We start from the raw sequence: 18790 nt of genomic DNA on the forward strand, positions 1-18790 counted from the left end.
TTTTATAGAGCTTTATGCTCTGCTATTTTTTTTGTGATCCAATCCGCATCATTCATGAATCTTGGAGACAAGTCCTTTCCAAGTACTGCAACATATTCTTCTCTTAGTTTTTCTAAGTCAGATGTTTCGGCAGCTGCTTCTTTTTTAGCTTCTACAGCAGGAACTTCTTGTTTTACTACATCAGTGGCCGCTTCGTTTTTTGGTGCGTATTCCAGCTCCATTTCAGCTCTGATCTCTGCGCGAAGTTCTGCTTCTGATTTAGTAGCAACAACTTCAACGTCATTAACAACTACATTCGCAACTTCGGTTTTCTCTCCTATTCTTTGCAATACGCCAGTTGAAGTCTCATTTTCTTTTGATAAAAATTCTCCTAATTTATCAATTCCAGTTTCTCCTTCAGCAACTCTTACAATAATTCCTTCTTTACCGTCGTTCCATACAACAGCCGTTCTGTGCGCGTTGTATTTTACGATTTTTTTAGTGAATGCTAATGCTGCAATAAGACGACTTTCGTAATCTGGTTTCGCCATTTCAGCTAGCAATACTTTGCTGTGATTCTTGGCGTATTTCAACAACTCTGTTTTGCATTTGAATGCACCCCAGTCAGCCGCTTCTAATGAAACTACGATCATAGCCATTGCCTGCAATTTGAATTCGTCTTTCTCCGTGATGATAGAGTTTGATGCTCTGGTAAGAATTTCAAATTCATTTACCTCAGCTTCTGCAGTTGCTTCTTCGTTTACCAAAACATAATGTTTGCCAAACCAAGAGTGTTTTTTTAATAATTCGTTTAGCACCCAGTTTTCATCAGCAACTCTGATCTCTCCGTCTTCAAACCATACGGCTTTTGAAGCTTCATCCCCTTTGTAGTCCTCGACAAAAATACTGTCCGAACCTGGAATATAATGGATCTTTTTTAATCTTTTCTCTCCATCAACCATCTTTGCAACCATTTCTGTTCTGATTGGCAGTTGATATGATCCAGAAGTTTTCCCGTTTTTTAATTTGTAAACATTCATAATTTTTGAAATTAAGTTAAAAAAAATACAGCAGTGTCATTACAACACTGCTGTTATTTATTACTATGTATAGGCGATGTTACGTCTTCCTACAATGTATTCATTTGCTCCAATTACTTGGTTCAATTGCTCTTGTGTAAAGTGAGCTTCCATAGTATCTTTCTTGTGTTCTGTAAATCCAGGACCAAAAAGTTTTACTTGTTTCTTTCTGTCAGTAAACTGAGATTTTCTGTAACGAATAGAAAGGTAAGCCTTGTCTATTGTTGCTCCGTCTTCAGTGACTGATTTAAATCCTGCTGGTACCATGATAAACGCTGGAGCAGTAGTTTTGAAATGTTCAGCTCCTAAGAACTGTGGATCGTCCAATACTCTCAAACCAGTAATAAAGAAAGTAATTCCTAAGATAGAAACACTTTGGAAGTCTAACGCAAGCGCCATTTCTTTACTGTTATTGAAAATACCGTAGTTAGCACCGTTTACAAATCCTGCATTCACGCCAGCCAACATAGTGTTGAACTTGAACATTTGTGTGTGATCTGCGTAGATTGTGTAACTAGTACAACCACCTTGCTGCTTGATTCTATAAGCAATGTCAGCCAAGTCTTCGATGTTCTCGATGTACTCATTAGCTACATTTCCTCTTTCCTCAATTTGCTGGATAATACCTTTCATACCACGCGTTTTACCTGCAGTAGTAGAGGCAGCATTGTCAGCAGCTCTATTGTGGAACAAGTGTGTCAACTCAGCCAAGTTGTCAAAATAACGAGAGTTATTCGAAAGCTCGTAGTTAAACCACATTGGACCGTCCGGAGTTTCTAACCACGTATCATGCGCTCTATCAGAGTCATTAATGTCGTAGAATCCTTTTAGGATATGACTGTAGTTTTTGTAGATACTTGGATCCCAGTGGAAACCTTGTGAGAAGTTCTCAGTACCTTTAGCAAAACGGTTAGAAGAGCTAAACAAAGTTACATTTCCTGCAAAAGCAAAAGCAGCAACAGTATCACTCAACGCCGTGAATACTTTAGAAGAGGCAACAGCAGTAACGATTGCTTGATCTTCATTGGTACCATCAGAAATACGGATTACATCATCTACACGCAATTGGTGATCAGTTGGTGATGTGAAAACATTACCGGCTACGGCAACATTTTTAGAAATTGTATGCAATCTGTTTTGTTCTCCGTGTTGGATTTGATCAGATGCATAAGTACCCTCAGAGCCAGTCATACGAGTGAAACCAAGTATAGAACCTTTTCCGTGTCTCATGTGAAACTTGGAAACTAATTCTGGTTGGTACACCATTGCGTAATCGTAAGGATCAATGAAAGTAGCAGCGGATTTAATTGCGTTAGCAGGTCTGTCAATAACAGCTGCGCCCAATAAATTGTTGTCGGTTAATTCGAAGGCCATTATTTTTTAATTTAGAGTGTGATTAAATACCAAATTGTACTCCAAATCCCCTTGGTTTTTCAAAAATATCTTTACTTCCGGAAGCATTCCCATTACTGGCAATACGATTCCTGCTGTAGTTGATATTGTTTTCATTTTGAAGCAAGCGCTCTGTGTTTTCGGCAACAGCCTTATTCACAATTGCGGAAACTTCCTTTTCCCAGTTTTTAGGATCCAAACGCCAAATACCTTTTGCTAGGCCCTGGTGGTCAAATCCTTTTTCGGTGCGAAATAATTTAGCTACGGTCTGATCTACGTCTTCTGTTAAAGCAAACATGTTTTTCTTGTCTTCTTTATCATGCTCGTATTCATAGGTAGAAACTTCTTTCTTACCGTTATTATCAAACTCCATACTTAAAGAGGTTTTGGCGACACTGTCCACCGCTACTTTCATTTCTTCAATATAAGCTTGTCTTGTTCTTTGATGTTCGTCAAAGATTGTTTTTTCAACTTGTTGTCCATCGGCCAGCGTTACCATTTCCTTTCCGGAAACATTCTCTGTAGCTAATGGCGTTTTGTATTTTTCTTGCGAAATTTTAAGTTCCGCTTTGTATTCTTTTACAAACTTGTTCAGTTTTATTTTATCCACTGAACTCAAATCCTTTAGATCAGATAAATCAATTCCCAAAACGTCTTCGATGTAGGCTTGTGCATCCTCAGCAGATAAATCCATTCCGGTTTCTTCTTTGGCCTTGGCTACTGCTAAATCCAGAACTGGAATTTCATCTATGTTTTGCTGTAATTTTTGGTAATCGGATAAGCCTCTTCCGGTTTCTTTATTGTAATCCAAAATAGCTTTAAGCTCCGGGTTAATCCCTTCGTACGGATTGACTTCTTTTACTTTTTCCTGGAATAAATCATCAAGATTCTCTACTTCTCTTCCTTTGGATTTAAAATAAGAACGAACTTGATCGTCATTTAATGCTACTTCATCTGTGCTTGTAGGGTGATTGGCTATAATATCATTTGATGCTTCAGCAGCATTCGTAGCCTCGGCAGTGGTTTCCACGGATTCCTCAGTAGTTGTAGCCGTTGGTTCAGCAGCAGCTGTTTGAGTTGCTGTAGCTTCTGCAGTAGCAGTGTTTTCTAACGCTGATTCCATTTCTTTGTTAATACCAAATGCCATAATAATAGTTTTTCGTTATGATTGTAGCAAATGTAATAAATAATATTTATCAAATACAAATTATTTATACTAAAAATAGTTTTTGACTATTGAAATTACTATACCAATCGATAAAAAGTGTTTTGAAGTTGTATTATTAGTGTAAATAATTTATACTTTTGAAAAATGATAATTTTCAAGAACGAACATAATAGTATTGTTTTCAATAAGCCTTGGCAGGAAACAACAAAACATATTCCTGACGGATATTTTGATTACGTAGTTGATGATGTTCCTTATGGAATTAACGTTGGCAAAATGGCGTTTTTAAATGAAACTAAGAATACAACAAAACAGAAAAACGGGAGTCGATTAAGTGCTAATAAAAATAAAAAAGTTTATACTTTAAAAGATTGGGATAATTCAGCTCCTGGTCAAGAATATTTTGATGAAATGAGAAGGATCTCTAAACATCAAATAATCTTTGGAGTTGAATATGTAAGTTGGAATGGTTTAGGAAGTGGCAGGATAAAATGGAATAAAGGAGTTCCAGAAGGAATGAGTTTTAAAGATAATGAAATGGCTTATTGTTCTAGCATTAATCATACTCATGAAATAGATTTGTTATGGGCAGGAATGCAGCAAGCGGAGAATTTAAAAAATCCAATGCGCCAGCAAGGAAATAAAAAATTAAATGAAAAAAGAATACACCCTTGTCATAAACCTATTCTTTTATATAAAAAAATAGCTATTGATTTTGAATTAGAAGGAAAGAAAGTATATTGTGGTCACAATGGTTCAGGAAGTGATAGGATTGCTCTTTACAACTACGCTAGTGAATTTGTTGCAAATGAAATAGATAAAGAATATTTCGATTTACAAGAATCACGTTTTAAAATTCATATTAATCAACAATCATTATTCTTATAAACAAAAAAAAAGAGCCGGATTTTAAGTCCAGCTCTTTTGTATATTGTGTTTCTTGGTATGTTTTATTTATAAATATCGATAAGCCAAACCACATCTTTCTGATTTCGGCACCAGGGATAACTATAATTATAAGTAAATCGCTTGGTAACTTTGAGATCAGGAACTACAGTTGCGATTGCTACTTCCTTCTTTCGATGTTCCTGAAAAGCAACAACACTATGAGGTACAAACGATACTTTTTTTACCTCTACAGGAGCCGTAGCTTCAAAGGCAATCTTTTCTGTTTTATGCTTTTCTGGATACACCTTGGGGACCGCTAAGGTCGCAAAAGAAGAAAAAACAAAACAGACTAAAAACGTCATTAAAAATAATTTTTTCATTGTTTTAATATTTGGTTAAACATTTAGTGAATACAAACATAATAAAAATTTACATTGATAGTATAATAAATTTGTACTAATTAGAAAATAATTTAGAAATATCAAACTCTTCCTTGAAGTCTATTGGCGCGGATCCGTCTTTTCTTTGCGTAATCATTTCAGAGTTTTGCGAAGCGGCCACATCTTGCCTTTTGTCTTTGGCATCTTCCTTGTATTTGTTCAGGTTCATCGTAGTAGAAACTTTCATTTGCTCCAGATATACTTCTTGCTCAAACTTAATTTGTTCTCCGGGAGCGTCAATTTCTTTTTTCTTTTGGTATTCCATTAAACGAATACTGGAAAGTTTAGCTTCGGTATCAATGTCGATTTGTTTCTGCATACCATAAGACTGCGTTTTTGCCTGCACTGCTGCTTGCGCGGAAGCCATATCGTTTTGGCTTTTTTCTTGTGCCATAATAGACTGCTCTTCCATGCGTTGCTTGATGCGTTTTCTTCTGCGGTATTTCAGGTATTCATGCGCCAATTTAATATTGGTTCTGGCGATCCGTTGCGCTTCAATTTTGTCTTCCACGTCAATGGTCCCTTCTTTCATCGCAATGCCTAAATCTTCTGCGAATTCCTGCATTTCTTTTTGCGCCGGTACCATTTCTACAGAAAAACCAAATTCATGCAAGCTGCGATCTGACAATGCTTCTAATGCTTCGAGATTGTGTTTTCCTACGGCATTTTCGTAGATTCTTTTTAAATACCCTGATTTATCATGTTTGAAAATAGAATGTATTCTGGAAGAGATCAGTTCAGCGACTCTTTTATTAAAATCAGTGGCGGCATCTACAATATGCTGCGTAGCGGTATTACTGGCTAATTGTGCCATTTCGTTTACGCCTAACAATGCATCTGCAGGAAGTGATCCGTCACGGGCCGGATTTACACCGGTAACATCACGAATTAAATTGTAATAATGCGCCCAAGTATTCAACAACGGAGCTAATGCGCTTCCTTGCTGACTTGAAATAGGTCTTGCTCCTGCGCCTTCTTTCATTCCTAGTTCGCCCATATCCGTTCGCTGGGTAATCACAACACCTTTGGTATTCAAAAGGTTTAACGCCATTTGCCAATTCTCTTTTTTGTCGCCTCCTTCTTCTCCTTCACCACTTAAATCAGCAAGGCTATCCAAGTCAATTTGCGTTAAATCCGGTTTCAACTCGGCAACTAATTGTTGAATTTTTAAATGTTCGCGCTGCAATTGTTTACACATCGGTTGAATATCGCCTAAGAACGAATGCAGCCTGTTTTTATAAATGTTGGTAGCAATAACCACAAACGGAGATTTGGCTTTATTCATGTCGTCACGAACTAAATTCTCACATTCTTGGTACCCGTAAATCTCATTGGATCCTACCACATAATTTCCTTCGTACCAAGTGTCCAAAACTTTTGATGATTTTAATTCCGTCATTGGTGGATCAAAACTATCGTCTCTTTGGCTTACTTTGGTAACTTGCCCTTTTTTATTAATGGTCTTTTTAAACGTAATTCTTTTGGCTGATTTGAATGTAAAGCGCATCACGTGAATTCTCATGTCCAGTAAGCTTTCCATGTTACACTCTTCAAAATTTTCATTGAAAAGCATGTTGTTTGCTGCAGCTTGTTTCTTAGCGATACGTCTCAATACAATATCATCAAAACCGCTTTCTCTTTTAATATCATTAATGCTGATAGTATCCACATAGAAATGATAAAAAGCATCGTCGAAATTATTTTTATTTACATAACTGTGTCCGTAAGTTTCCGCATCTATAATCTGAACTTTTACGCCGTCATTTTTATCGGTATAAACACGCGCTACGGCGATTCCTATTTCAACTAAATCTTTATTCTTTTCTCTTTCGATTGTATTCCATTCATTTGTTTTTTTGACGTAATCAATCATGATTTCTTCAGCAATCTCAATTCGTGGACGGTCTTTGATTTCCATGTACAAATTCAATTCGTCTTCGTCTTCCGGTACAAAACCTTTTGGAACCAAATCAATACCCAAAACCTTTTTGGCTTTTTCAAGCATCGGTTTAGCATACATAGCCGTCTTGAACAAATTAATGCGGTCCTGTTTTAATTTTACAGAAATAGCGTCAAAAGCTCTAATATCCAGATTGTAATATTTGTCCTGAATTCCATTGGAAACGATCCTGCAGAATTTTTGTGAAATATTCAATTGCGACCAGTCCAGATTGATATAATCTAAATCACCGGTATTTCTGGATAACAAATTCTTGTCGTCACCGGAGTCGGATTCCGCACGAACAAATAATCGTTTTTCTTCGATCCATTTACCACGCGTCATGAATTGGCTGCCTTTGGATTCAATGCCGCCATTGAACCATTCACTTTCAATAAAGTGGGCCATCTGTAAACCGTAAGTAGGATCTGCTTTTACAGTGTCAGGAGCTAAAGGATCTGGGATTTTGTGTGTGTTTTTTGACATGGTTTACTATTTTGCTGTTGATAAATTTCCGACGTTGTTGTATTTCTGAAAAGGATTCCCTCTTCGTCTGGTTTTGGGTGCTTCGACTTCTATTTTTTGGTTTCCTAAAAGCGATAAGGAAGAGCTGATATAGGCATCAAACTTTGTTCTTTGGTTAGGATCTACCTCTTTCCACTGCATTAAAGTCCTGGTAAAAGGCATAAATGCTATCGTTTCTTTTGCTCTGTTTATTTCTTCTCTGGCAACGCCCACATGATCTTCGATATAACTTTGAATGGCGTAAAACTGAGCGTCGCCAATTTTTACATTTTGCGCCGGACAACCTCCAAACTCCTTTTCGTTTGGACCTAAATCAACAAAGTTTTTAAACGGATTGTTCATGCTGAAATGACGGTACCTGCGATCTCTGATCATCGTCAGAAACTGGTAGTTCGATAATTCGCAAAGCATTGGCATAGAAAAATATACCATGGCCATTAAAACATCTTCAAAGAACATTTCTATTTTTGGCGCTCGGTCCAGGTATTCTAATATAAAAGCGTTGTTGGGAAGGTTGCTGGTATTGAGTTTTGTACTCAAATGCACCGCGCCGCGCGAACCTCTGCCGTCTGCTGATTTTGTGGTATTGTACGGATCGACTCCAAAACAACCAATATTTAATGCTGTTGGCGCCCACGCGGAAACGCCGTTGATAAACTTCATTTCTTTTTTGTTGCGAAATTCCGGAGCTGGATGGCAACCTCTGGCGATCCAAAACCTACCGTTAGGATCTGGATTCCATTGTACCGCTGTATCCGGTATGCCGTTTTCCCAAGAGAAATTCCCTCTTTCTATTTCGTCCGGAAGCATATCGAATTCGTTGTGATCTATTTGCTCCGTGATTTTTATCAGGTTAAACGAACAGTCCGTCGCTTCATCACGGAACGCGTCGCGAACGGTATCCGGGAACTGGCGTTTTTGTTCATTGAGTTCTTCAGGATCGTTTTTCAACGCTTCCTCTACATTTTTCAAATGCGTTACAGATCCAACTTTTGTTTTTACTCCAATATCAGTCATGACTTCAAACTCCTGGTCTTCGACTATGGTGAAACCGTATTCATCAAACTTTCCTTCTAAGCAATATTTAGCAGCAATAAAAATGCGATACAATCCTGATTTAGTTTGTCCATTGGCATTTCGTTCGTTTACATCGCTGTCTTTCCAGATTTTCTCATACTCCGCACCACCTTTGCTTTTCGCATTTACCGTAGAAACCACCATGGATTTTCCTGTAATATTCACTCCTTTGGTATGAGACGTTTTTACGATATACCAGTACTTATCGAATGGAACATCTTTAGGGTATTTACCGGATTCATCCAGCAGCGAACGAAAGATAGCGTCCCCATCCATCGCATTTATTTCGGTGTTGTGCCAAGAGATTACAGATCCAAGACCGTCTTCATTAACGACCTCGTTTTTGGCTCTTCTTTTGGTAGGAACATCAAGGACCAATTCCTTTTTAGGCGTATTGGTACCGTCCCATAACGGTTGAAAGAAACAAGGCAAACGTTTAAATCCTTTGATTAATCGATTGAAAATTTTCTTGGAATCGTCTCCTTTTTTAGAAACAATGCCTAACAATTTATCTTCGTTAATGGTTCCTGATTCCAGTAATTCCACCACGGCCAGGTACGAAGCTCCAATACGTCTGTTTTTCACGTACTGCATTCCATAGCATCTGTTGTCTGCTTTACAGGCTTCCCAGAAAATCATCAATTCGTTTTGAATTACCCTGAAGTCCGGAAACTCTTTTTCCTCCCGGATCCATTGTATGCCGTAATAATAAGTCCCGGTAATATAGATAGGAATTCCTTTTACATAGGCCCAAACTCCTTTTTCCCTGCGCTCGTATTCACGATCTATATAATCAGAATATTTAGGATTGTGCATCGTAGCTTCCGTCAATCCAACTGGAATTTCCTCACGTTTGAATTTTTGATTGGCTGCGGTTTTATCGTGATTTAAGATGTTCTGCTTATTGGGAACTTCCGGAAAACCAATATTGATTCCACTTACGCTGTAAATTTCCCCAAGAGTTCCGACCTTAGATATTATAACGGTATCAATAGAAGCGTCATAGCCGTATTCCCAAGACTTGGCCTTGTTTTTAGCTAGACGAACTTTATGGTCCGTTACGTTATCGACTTTATCTCCTAAGTAAAATATCATTTGTTAGCTTGTTGCGCGTATCTTTTGGCTGGATTAGCTGAAAGTGATTTGGTTTCTTGCTCTTCTTCCACGCCGTTAAATTCATTTTCTAAATCATCGATTCTTTTTAAGGTCCAGATCACATCTTCTGAGGCTTGTCTTTTAGCTTTCAAAACATTAAAAAGTTTATCATCAGTAATATCGTCTTCAATATCACTGTCGATTATCGTTTCTATTTTACTGATCGAATTTTTTAACCTTTCAATAAGATTCGGAAGGTTCTGTTTATAGTAACTTTCTTTTTTTACTTCACTCATACCGCTAATACATCTTTAGATCGTATCCAATACATTGTTTCGTTTTTAAAGAAAAAAGGTATTCCGCACGATGGGTTTATAAATATTTCTTGTCCGTTAACGACTCCCTGTTCTGCTAGAAAATCATTGTTGTATTTTACAATTGCTTTGCCTTTTACGTTTTTTTCTGTGGCCGGACCGGTAATGATCCCAGAAACAACTTGCGCTTCCTCTTTGATAAAAGAAACCATCAAATTATTGTTGTAACCTTTCCATTCTGAATTTTCGTTTTCACGGTACAGAATAATCATATCCGATTCTGTTTTATACCAGGACTTTGCTGCGTTTACCAAATGGATACTTTCCTGTACGCCTTCCTTATAGATTTGTTGGTACAAAATGGTTGCGTCAAAAATGATTTCGTATCCTTCTTTAAGGATTGTTTCATCACCAAATGCCGGTAAACTAACTATCGTCCCAAAACGATTGGAAGCGCGGTCCCTTGATATTTTTTTATCTACAAATAGTTCAACTGCTCCAACTGAAATAGTATCCTTAAAAGGATTTTTTACTTCAATAATAAAATGACTTATTCCCTTCATTTTTTTGTATTATTAGTATACTTTATTTGTACTAAAATAGACAAAATAAACCTATGTTTAATCTTCTACTCTTGTTATATTTATTGTTTCACTGACTCCGCATGTACTCGATAAATACGCCTTGCCTTCCAGTTTGCCAAATAATCTGGTTTGAAACCAAAGGAACTTCCATTTTTTTCTTTCGAGATAAGCGATTGCTGTCGTGGTATCTTTGAATTCTTTTTTGGTAATGTCAAAAGACAATTGCTTATTGATATACTTTATTGTTCCCTCTACCGGATTACATGCTGACGAATCCCTGAACGGCATTGTAATATCATTGTTGGCATTGATAGCGGCAAGCACCGGTTGTAAATCAGCTCGGAACGGAATAGTATCAGTGTACGTCAATCGCTGTTGCTGTATGTTCTGAATACGGTCCACTTTGATTTTATTGTTTCTAATAATTTCGGCCAAGTCTTCGCTCTCAGCTATGTACTGTTTCATTTGGTCAAAAGTGAATTTAAAAAATTTCGCTTCTTCAATGGATTGTTTTTGGTTCGCTATCTGGTCCTGATTCATTTTGTCAAGACGTTTGTTGACATTATTCGAAACATACCATCCTCCGGCACATATCACGATCAGGGCAAAAATTACAATTGCGGCAATAGATTTTAGATTTGTCATTATTTTTCGTTTTTAGAAATGAATTACTTTTTAATTAAACTCGATGCATCCAGCCGTTAAAGAAGATTTCCTGAGTCTTATCTTTTTCGCAAATAGATACGTAACGTGAAAACTGAAGACCGTTCAGTACCTTAAACAAAATATCTTTGTTTACTTTGTTGTACGCACCAATTGTGTCTTTTCCTGCTAAACCATCAACCTTTAAATCCGGAAAATCTTTTTGGTTGCGATTCATTAAATTCAACCCGTTTTGAAACATTCTGGACGCTGTACCAACTCCCATATTCACGGCTATATCAAATAATTCAATAGCGTTTTTTTCGTCAATTAAATCCAAATTCATTTGGGCTGTTTTCCAATAATTGGAATAGTATATTTTTTTGGCAGCGTCAATTGTCAAGTTTCTAATGTCGAGATCAGGAAATGATTTTTGAGAAATGCCATAGTTGGTTAAGCCGCCGCGATCATTTTTGTGGTCCGCTAAACCGCCTTCAATTCCTATTATTATTTCAAATGCTTTATTAAATTTTTCCATTTTGTTTTTTTTATTCTTTACTTTTTTGCGTGGCTAATCTTTTTTTGATCTCTTCTATTTCAATTGAATTTTCTTCAGCGTTTGCCTTGACAATCTCAAAAATGCTGTCGCGAACATGCTCTCGTTTTATGATGTGAAGATTCATGATTTTTGGTTCAGTGTACGGTTGTGCTTCAGGTGTTTTCCTAAAGTAATCACCGACTGTAATAATCATGGTGCATATCAGAAGTACTCCAAAATTTTTCATTCGTTTATCTCTTTAATTTGTTCCTTATTTTTATCCGTAACCTGTTCCACTGCCTGAAGGTCCTTGATTTGTTTTTCGACCATGAGAAGGTACCTGAACTGCCAAAAGTTGACTTTTTTTTCAGCCATAATAACATTCCGATCACTTCTAAGAATATAAGCAGTTTCATCATTTTCGTATTCCATTATTTTCAGACTGAAAACTCCTATCACTACAAGTAGTATTAAAGTCCATCTGCCGTTTTGTTTAGTACTTTCGCTTTTGGAGATCCACCATTTCTCGCATTTTAGAAATATTACACCAAGTTCTTTGATAAAAGAAATAAATGGCTTGGCGAGCTTTGTTAAAAAAAGAGAAATGTCCATTAATTTTTGTTTTAAAAGGTAAAGTATTCCGTAGGCGCTGATTTCTATTCCAAACTTTCAGGCTCTTTACTCTCAAAACCTTCAATTTCTTTAGTCTGTTCACCTCCTGTCATTCTAAGGATTAGATTCAGGATTCCGGTAACAAAACCGATTACATACAGATAAGCCTGAGTGTTCACAACGCCTACTGCAGTTAGTAATGTTTCATCTACCAATGGCAATATTCCTAAGATGATTGCGATAAGGTTTACCCAAATTGTTTTACTCTGATACCATTTTTTCATTTTAATTTAATTTAATTGTTAATAATTATTGATTTATTTTTATTCTGTAAATTCCCAAATATTAGGATTTGTTCTGTAAAGAGTTAAACCATCAGGGAACAAGACATACTGCGTGTCAAACATCAATGCTTCTTTGAGTTTCTTCCAATCAATTTCTGATTTGGTCATTCCTGAGAAGTCATGATCAGAAAACAAATAAGCATCCAGTGTGTCCATTTCTAATGTAGAGTAGAAATCTTCAGTAGCTTTGTGAATAGTTTTTACTCCATCAACAAAAACGTAGTCATGAATCAGTAAATTGATTCCCTCGTGAGTTACTGAATACGAAAAAATTTCTGTTTCTATAATTGATTTTTTAGGGCCTCTGTCCTCGTAATAAACTTCTTCAGTAGTGCGTATCATATTTTTGAGTTTTAAGGTTTGTGGAAAATTGTTCTATTTCCTGTTAGTTTATATGCTGCTCCTGATGGTAAATCAATGTCTGCATCTGCTGCAGCATCATTAGCATAAGAAGGTATTGAGATATATACATGATAACCATTTTCATCAATATATTCTCTTAAAGTTTCAATCTGCATATCTGTTCCTGATGTAGTTTTTTGTCCTGTCCAAACTTGCCAACGAGATTTTCCTGTTCCTTTTCCCGTTCCAGCTTTATGTACTATAGTACCTCCATCTAAATTATATGTACCTAAAGCATCATTTGATTGTTTGTAAATACCACCTGCTTTTAAAGCAGCATAAACATCTGTTCCTAAAGAGGTCATTGCATACCAAGTTCTAGCTACTTGACCTAAAGCTAAAAAGTTACCTAAGCCTCCTATCTGAATATAAATATCTCCTGCGTTACTTTGAGATCCTGCGCAAGCATATACGTTACCATTCGCAGTAGTCATAGCACCCCATCCTCTAAGTGTTTGTCCTAGTGCTACAAAATTCCCTACACCTCCTGTTTGTTTGTATATATCACCTGTAAGTGTTCCAAAATTTTGATTACCTACAGCCGCATAAACATCTGAACCTAAAGAGGTCATAGCATTCCATCCTAATACAGATTGCCCAAGTCCTACAAAGTTTCCTACACCCCCTGTTTGCATATATATATCACCTAATACTGCTGAAACATATATGTTTCCATTTGCGCTAGTCATACCTCTATAATTTCTTTGAGTTTGACCTAAAGCTACAAAGTTACCCACACCTCCTGTTTGTTTGTAAATGTCTCCAACAGTACCAAACTGGCTTCCAACACAAGCATAAACATCAGAACCTAAAGAACACATACCATTCCACGGTCTTTGTGCTTGCCCAAGTGCAACAAAAGTTCCGATACCACCAGTTTGCATATAAATATCTCCAGAATTAACACAAGCATACACATTACCATTTGCAGAAGCCATTCCATGCCATACTCTAGCTGTTTCATCTAAAACGTTAAAATTAGTATTAGGTTGAAAATTAATTGTTCTTCCTGCTGATATAACTAAATCCCTACCCTTGTTGATATTAGGACTTTGTTCAACACCTATTTCTCTATTAGCTTGGTTTCCTAAAGTAAAATCCTTAGTAGGTGCATAAAATGTACCAATTCCAAAAAATACCCCATCATCAAAAAGCCTACTTATTATTAAATTAGTTGCATTTAATGACTTTGTAATGTAGTTAGTTGTTCCTGTAAATACAGACTGTTTAGTTGCCAATGCAGTATTGATTGTGCTTAAATCCGTATTATCTAAGAGTGTTCCATCCCTATTTTGTAAAGTATAATACCTTGCAGCAGTATTTGCATTTCTAAAAAATGATGTGAATGTATTTGCAGCATTTCTTAATCCTAATTTATCATGTAGAAATATTTTTAGTCCTGAAACTGTTTGAACATCAGCAAGAACCATATCGCCACCACCGGTAGCTGTAGAACTAATTACAGGAGCGAGTGGATTTGTATTGTCAATAGTGATCCCTGCCCCTTGTGTGAACTTAGGTTGAAATCTACCTACACACCAATCATAAATTGCTTTGACACTTCCGTATTTAGTTATCGATGCTTTGTCAGTTTCAATATCTTGTGATTTATTAGAGGTATCTTCTTTTCCTGATATATCAACAGTGTCTCCAAGTTTATCCCAAACTGTTCCAGTCCATCCATAATTAGCTCCTGTGTCATTCAAATTATACACATGGCCTATTTCAAGTCCTACTGTTTCTGCTGGCGGTAAAGCACCAAAATTAGCTACGCTTCCTTTCCATACATAGACACTTGAAATTTTAGAATCTATTTCAGATTTAGTGTAGTAGTTTGCTAAGTCTTGTACTGCTTGGGTGAACGTTATCATTTTACCAACAGCACTAACAATCAATCCACCTAAACCTCTAAACTGAAACGTATCGTCTTTGACTGTAGCATTAACATTTCCGTTATCAGTGATAATGGTTTTTAAAGCTATTTGTTCGGGCGAACTTATTCCTGCTCCTACAGATAAAACAATGTTATCCATTTTAAATCCAGAAGCATTTGCTCCGGCAAGAACAATATCGATTCTATTGAATGCTGAACCGCTAAACGTAAAGTCGCTTAATGGAATAACAATAGTTTGATATGCATTAATGGTAGTTCTAACAAAATTATATTTACCCGAATCCACATTGACTGCAGAACTGATCAGCGTATTGTTATTGTAAAAGCGAATAGAGAATTTTGCTGTACTTGCAAAAGCAGCTTTTAGATTTACATAAAATTTTATTAGCGCGAAGTCAGCAACTTGTCTGGTTGTTATATCAGTAAACTTTAAGTATTGTCCATTGCTAAAAGCACCGCAATCAATATGTTTTGCTCCTTGAAACGAACCTGCTCCGGCATTAAAGTTAACGGTTCCGTTATTGGAGACTCCTGTAAATTCTACGTTCTCTTTATAGACAGCAAGCTCACTTACATTAGTTGGCGTTACAGCACCCGTATTTAGATAAACTGTAGTGATTAATATTTGAGTATCGGTATTTACAGTAGCCGCAACCGGATCTGCGGTAGCATCACCCGTAATTTTTATGGCTCCCGTAGCATCAACCGCAATAGCATCTATTCTTGGATTAACTAAATCAGAATCATCAAGTGTTATTTGTTCTTGATTGCCCGGATATAAAATATAATCAATATAATAATCTGGGTAAAAAACATCATACACTAAACCTACACCACTCCATATTGCATACGCTTTGCCTGTAAAATTTGTTCGTAGGTTTTGCAGGCCTTGAAGTACTTCAATGTCAGTTTGTATTTCAGTGATCAAAGCTAAATCAACAGATTCTCCATCTGCTCCAGGCACCCCTTGAATTCCTTGTATCCCTTGCTCTCCTTGTAACCCTTGCCCACCATCAGTTCCATTAAAACCTTGAATACCTTGCGCTCCGGTTTCTCCCTGATTACCGGTTTCCCCTTGAAGTCCTGTTTCTCCCTGGATTCCTTGCTCGCCTTGGATTCCTTGAATACCTTGAAGTCCGGTATCTCCTTTTGATCCTTTGGCGCCCTGATCTCCCTGGATTCCCTGAATACCTTGCAATCCCTGAATACCTCTCGGACCAGATATACCTTGTAATCCTTGATCTCCTTTTACTCCCGGTATGCCCTGAATTCCCTGTAAACCTTGAATTCCAGTATCGCCTTTTATTCCTTTCAGTCCCTGATCTCCTTTTATTCCCTGAATACCTTGCGGTCCGGTTTCTCCTTGGATTCCTTGCGCTCCGTCCTCGCCTACAACTCCGTCTTTTTTAATGTCAAAACGAAAACTGTAAATGGTATTGTCCACTAATTCCCCAGAGAAAAAGTCTTGAAAAACTTCTATGTTAAAAACATAAAAATCGGTTTCGTTGGTAATGGATACTATTCTGAAGCTAAAAAAGTTATTTGCGTTGGCCGGATTTTCAATTTTGATCACTATATGATCGATTTCCGCTAGTCTATTGAACAGCATATTCAAATCCTTTGGCAGCAACGACTGTTTGTTTAATATCAGTTTCGTAAAATTTGCAGGATTTGTTTCGTTGGTATCAGTAAAGAAATAGCCTCTACTGTAATAATCAATTTGCGGATTAGAGCCGTCTGAAAATATAAATTGTAAATTATTGATTCCGTTGACTTCATTTATAAGTCCAATAATGGAATTCAATCGATAACTTTTATTTTTTTTTTGGTTATCAAATTCAGTCCCGAACAAGTAATCCTTTAAGCTAGGATACTCGTCGTAATTGTAAATGTCAGTGTCATTTGCTTTTGGCATTACTGTTGAAATTTGATAATTAAAAACTATTAAAAAAACAAAGATAATAGTTTTTATTTATTATAGTGCAATCTAATTATATTTGTAGTGTAATTTATTTATACTTAAAAGATGAAGAAGAAACCGGTAAAAGAAATGGTATCTGAACAAGTGTACAAAACACTAAAAGAAGGTAATGTAAAGCTAGTATATGACTATAATGCCGAAGCAAAAAAGAACAAATATTCAAAGCGGCTGCACTTAAAATTATTTGAAGGATATGACTTGCTCGAAAATTTTATTGTCGCGCGGCCTTATATCCAGAAGAAATACAAAATAGATTTGGGATTGTTCGAGATTTTGTTGTTCCTGCATGGGAAGAAATTCTTTAACCAAAAAGATTATGCCGAAATGCCAAAACAATTCAAGTACCGTTCGATAAAAAACCTGCTCAATACGGGATATGTGGGGATTGTGCAAAACGGCGAAAATCTGGCAAAACATGTGTACCGACTCAATACTCCAGGCACCATAATTATAAAAGAATTTTACGAAGTGTTGTCTGGCGAAAAGAAATTTCTGGAAGACTACAACAATCCATTGGCGCGTAAGAAAACCAGAACGGCATTTGACAAAAAGAAAATGGATCTGATTTTGAAAATCAATCAGGCTCCGGCACCTGAAAAGAAGAAGGCTTTATACCGGTAAGTAGTTTTCGTCGTAGTTTATTAATGGGTTCTTTGTTGATTGCTTCGAGAATGTTACGCAATACTTTGGCGCGCTGCTCTTCGGAACCGCGAAAAAAGAAAACCGGACTGACCTGGTATAATCCTCTTCCTTTGGTTTTCGAAATTAAATGCGACTTCGCCAGATTAGCAAAACAGCGGTGTATCGTAGTATCTGAATAAATATCCTGTCCTATTTTTGTAAGTAACGAATTGAATTTGTCACGCACCTGAGCGCTATTGGCGATAAAATTATTGTCGTCCATTTCCTCCGTGATAAAATCCAGGAAGATCCGTTCTGATTTGGACAACTTCATTAATAGCAATAATGAATTGAAATAGCGTTTTGTAAAAGCAGATTCTACCGCCACGGACGCAAAACGAAGCAACTCCAATTGTTCATTGTAGCTTCGGGAAACGTCTTTGGCAAGATAAGATATTACTTTTTTTTTTTCATTGTTATTTAAAATTCCATTTATCTGTTGGTTTATTAAAATGATGATATTTAAGTACTCTGATAATATCATTTAACCATTCACTATATTCTTCGTCTTCTTTTAAAAAAGTTGGAATTAAAGTTACTGAGTTTTTACTTGGAGTTTCTTTATTAAAAAAACTTAAACGCATTGATGAATTATGTTTTACTAATTCAAAAACAATGTCTTCAGGTAGTTCTTTACCTAATTTGTTTTCTAAATCTTTTTTTACTTCACATAGAAAAATTTCTTTATTCATAATTACATAATTAATTCCATTTGAAATTCATTTGATTTCTTATTTTTTGCTTTACCGATTCGTAGGATTCTTTTACTGTATAAGTTTCTCCATTAGAAAATACGTCACAATATCCTTTTTCGTCATGAGGTCGTATAGCGGCTATTAAATAAAATGTATGTATCCTAGTGGTACAATCTTTAATTGGCACTTCCATTCCTGCTTCCTGCTGCGGTATTAATTCCTCTGGAAGCCAAAGAACTTCTAAATCTAATTCTATCATAATATCAGTTCTAGTTCAGTTTTTTCTTTAAGAAAAATGCAGTTTTTACCTTCGTATTCTATTGTAATTCCGCAATGATCATAGTAGCGAACGGTATCGCCAACTTGTACAGATTGCACATCTGGACCTACCATGATTACTTTCCCTTCCAGCGGTTTCTTGATCGCTTCGCCCGGCAAAAATATTCCGGAAGCAGTTTGTGTGACAGCTTCCGAAATTTCTACCAAAACTTTGCTGCGGATTAATTGTTTTATTTTCATTG

Annotated in this window: 21 protein-coding genes; 2 read left to right on the top strand and 19 right to left on the bottom strand. The window is 36.5% G+C overall.

Going from position 1 to position 18790, the window contains the following annotated elements; translation table 11 throughout:
• Positions 1 to 2 precede the first annotated feature (2 nt).
• The 3 genes from E0F89_RS05900 to E0F89_RS05910 all read right to left on the bottom strand — a co-directional run bounded on the left by E0F89_RS05900 (position 3) and on the right by E0F89_RS05910 (position 3597).
• Entirely contained in the window at positions 3 to 1019 is a 1017-nt protein-coding gene (locus E0F89_RS05900) for a hypothetical protein (protein ID WP_131908927.1), read from the bottom strand.
• A gap of 63 nt (positions 1020 to 1082) precedes the next feature.
• Positions 1083 to 2432, bottom strand: coding sequence for a hypothetical protein (locus E0F89_RS05905; protein ID WP_131908928.1), 1350 nt, complete (start codon positions 2430 to 2432; stop codon positions 1083 to 1085).
• 22 nt (positions 2433 to 2454) lie between these two features.
• A complete protein-coding gene (locus E0F89_RS05910) occupies positions 2455 to 3597 on the bottom strand; it encodes a hypothetical protein (protein ID WP_131908929.1) in 1143 nt (380 codons plus the stop codon).
• A gap of 165 nt (positions 3598 to 3762) precedes the next feature.
• Here E0F89_RS05910 and E0F89_RS05915 point away from each other — a divergent pair, with 165 nt between their 5' ends.
• The gene (locus E0F89_RS05915; protein WP_131908930.1) at positions 3763 to 4506 is read left to right on the top strand and encodes a site-specific DNA-methyltransferase; all 744 of its coding nucleotides are present in this window, start codon (positions 3763 to 3765) and stop codon (positions 4504 to 4506) included.
• A gap of 62 nt (positions 4507 to 4568) precedes the next feature.
• Here E0F89_RS05915 and E0F89_RS05920 read toward each other — a convergent pair whose 3' ends face one another.
• The 12 genes from E0F89_RS05920 to E0F89_RS05975 form a co-directional block, all read right to left on the bottom strand.
• Positions 4569 to 4886 (bottom strand): hypothetical protein, encoded by a 318-nt coding sequence (locus E0F89_RS05920; protein WP_131908931.1) that lies wholly within the window; start codon positions 4884 to 4886, stop codon positions 4569 to 4571.
• Between the two features lie 76 nt (positions 4887 to 4962).
• The gene (locus E0F89_RS05925; RefSeq protein ID WP_131908932.1) at positions 4963 to 7371 is read right to left on the bottom strand and encodes a hypothetical protein; all 2409 of its coding nucleotides are present in this window, start codon (positions 7369 to 7371) and stop codon (positions 4963 to 4965) included.
• Positions 7372 to 7377: 6 nt separating this feature from the next.
• On the bottom strand, positions 7378 to 9582 hold the full coding sequence (locus E0F89_RS05930; RefSeq protein WP_243699484.1) for a hypothetical protein: 2205 nt from the start codon (positions 9580 to 9582) through the stop codon (positions 7378 to 7380).
• Positions 9579 to 9878: a hypothetical protein gene (locus E0F89_RS05935; RefSeq protein ID WP_131908933.1), complete on the bottom strand. Its 300-nt coding sequence runs from the start codon at positions 9876 to 9878 to the stop codon at positions 9579 to 9581. Before E0F89_RS05935 ends, E0F89_RS05930 begins: the two co-directional genes overlap by 4 nt.
• Positions 9875 to 10459 (bottom strand): hypothetical protein, encoded by a 585-nt coding sequence (locus E0F89_RS05940; RefSeq protein WP_131908934.1) that lies wholly within the window; start codon positions 10457 to 10459, stop codon positions 9875 to 9877. Before E0F89_RS05940 ends, E0F89_RS05935 begins: the two co-directional genes overlap by 4 nt.
• A 57-nt stretch (positions 10460 to 10516) precedes the next feature.
• Complete coding sequence (locus tag E0F89_RS05945; RefSeq protein ID WP_131908935.1) at positions 10517 to 11125, bottom strand: hypothetical protein; 609 nt, start codon at positions 11123 to 11125, stop codon at positions 10517 to 10519.
• Positions 11126 to 11159: 34 nt separating this feature from the next.
• On the bottom strand, positions 11160 to 11660 hold the full coding sequence (locus E0F89_RS05950; RefSeq protein ID WP_131908936.1) for a glycoside hydrolase family 108 protein: 501 nt from the start codon (positions 11658 to 11660) through the stop codon (positions 11160 to 11162).
• 10 nt (positions 11661 to 11670) lie between these two features.
• Positions 11671 to 11907 (bottom strand): hypothetical protein, encoded by a 237-nt coding sequence (locus E0F89_RS05955; RefSeq protein WP_165929988.1) that lies wholly within the window; start codon positions 11905 to 11907, stop codon positions 11671 to 11673.
• A complete protein-coding gene (locus E0F89_RS05960) occupies positions 11904 to 12272 on the bottom strand; it encodes a hypothetical protein (protein WP_131908938.1) in 369 nt (122 codons plus the stop codon). The genes E0F89_RS05955 and E0F89_RS05960 overlap by 4 nt, the downstream gene beginning before the upstream one ends.
• 44 nt (positions 12273 to 12316) lie before the next feature.
• Positions 12317 to 12556, bottom strand: coding sequence for a hypothetical protein (locus E0F89_RS05965; protein ID WP_131908939.1), 240 nt, complete (start codon positions 12554 to 12556; stop codon positions 12317 to 12319).
• Between the two features lie 39 nt (positions 12557 to 12595).
• Entirely contained in the window at positions 12596 to 12958 is a 363-nt protein-coding gene (locus E0F89_RS05970) for a hypothetical protein (RefSeq protein ID WP_131908940.1), read from the bottom strand.
• An 11-nt stretch (positions 12959 to 12969) separates the two neighbouring features.
• Complete coding sequence (locus E0F89_RS05975) at positions 12970 to 16827, bottom strand: collagen-like domain-containing protein (protein ID WP_131908941.1); 3858 nt, start codon at positions 16825 to 16827, stop codon at positions 12970 to 12972.
• Between the two features lie 111 nt (positions 16828 to 16938).
• On the opposite strand from E0F89_RS05975, the gene E0F89_RS05980 reads away from it, so the two are divergent.
• Positions 16939 to 17514, top strand: a complete 576-nt coding sequence (locus tag E0F89_RS05980) for a hypothetical protein (protein WP_131908942.1) — start codon at positions 16939 to 16941, stop codon at positions 17512 to 17514.
• Here E0F89_RS05980 and E0F89_RS17090 read toward each other — a convergent pair.
• The 4 genes from E0F89_RS17090 to E0F89_RS06000 are packed head-to-tail and all read right to left on the bottom strand — an operon-like array spanning position 17468 to position 18788.
• Entirely contained in the window at positions 17468 to 18058 is a 591-nt protein-coding gene (locus E0F89_RS17090) for a hypothetical protein (RefSeq protein ID WP_165929989.1), read from the bottom strand. The genes E0F89_RS05980 and E0F89_RS17090 overlap by 47 nt on opposite strands.
• Positions 17991 to 18266 (bottom strand): hypothetical protein, encoded by a 276-nt coding sequence (locus E0F89_RS05990; protein ID WP_131908944.1) that lies wholly within the window; start codon positions 18264 to 18266, stop codon positions 17991 to 17993. The genes E0F89_RS17090 and E0F89_RS05990 overlap by 68 nt, the downstream gene beginning before the upstream one ends.
• A gap of 10 nt (positions 18267 to 18276) precedes the next feature.
• Positions 18277 to 18528, bottom strand: coding sequence for a hypothetical protein (locus E0F89_RS05995; protein ID WP_131908945.1), 252 nt, complete (start codon positions 18526 to 18528; stop codon positions 18277 to 18279).
• Positions 18525 to 18788 carry a co-chaperone GroES gene (locus E0F89_RS06000; RefSeq protein WP_131908946.1) on the bottom strand — a complete coding sequence of 88 codons (264 nt, stop codon included), beginning with the start codon at positions 18786 to 18788 and terminating at the stop codon, positions 18525 to 18527. Before E0F89_RS06000 ends, E0F89_RS05995 begins: the two co-directional genes overlap by 4 nt.
• Between the last annotated feature and the right edge of the window lie 2 nt (positions 18789 to 18790).

The organism is Flavobacterium caseinilyticum (assembly GCF_004349085.1).
Taxonomy (GTDB): Bacteria; Bacteroidota; Bacteroidia; order Flavobacteriales; family Flavobacteriaceae; genus Flavobacterium; species Flavobacterium caseinilyticum.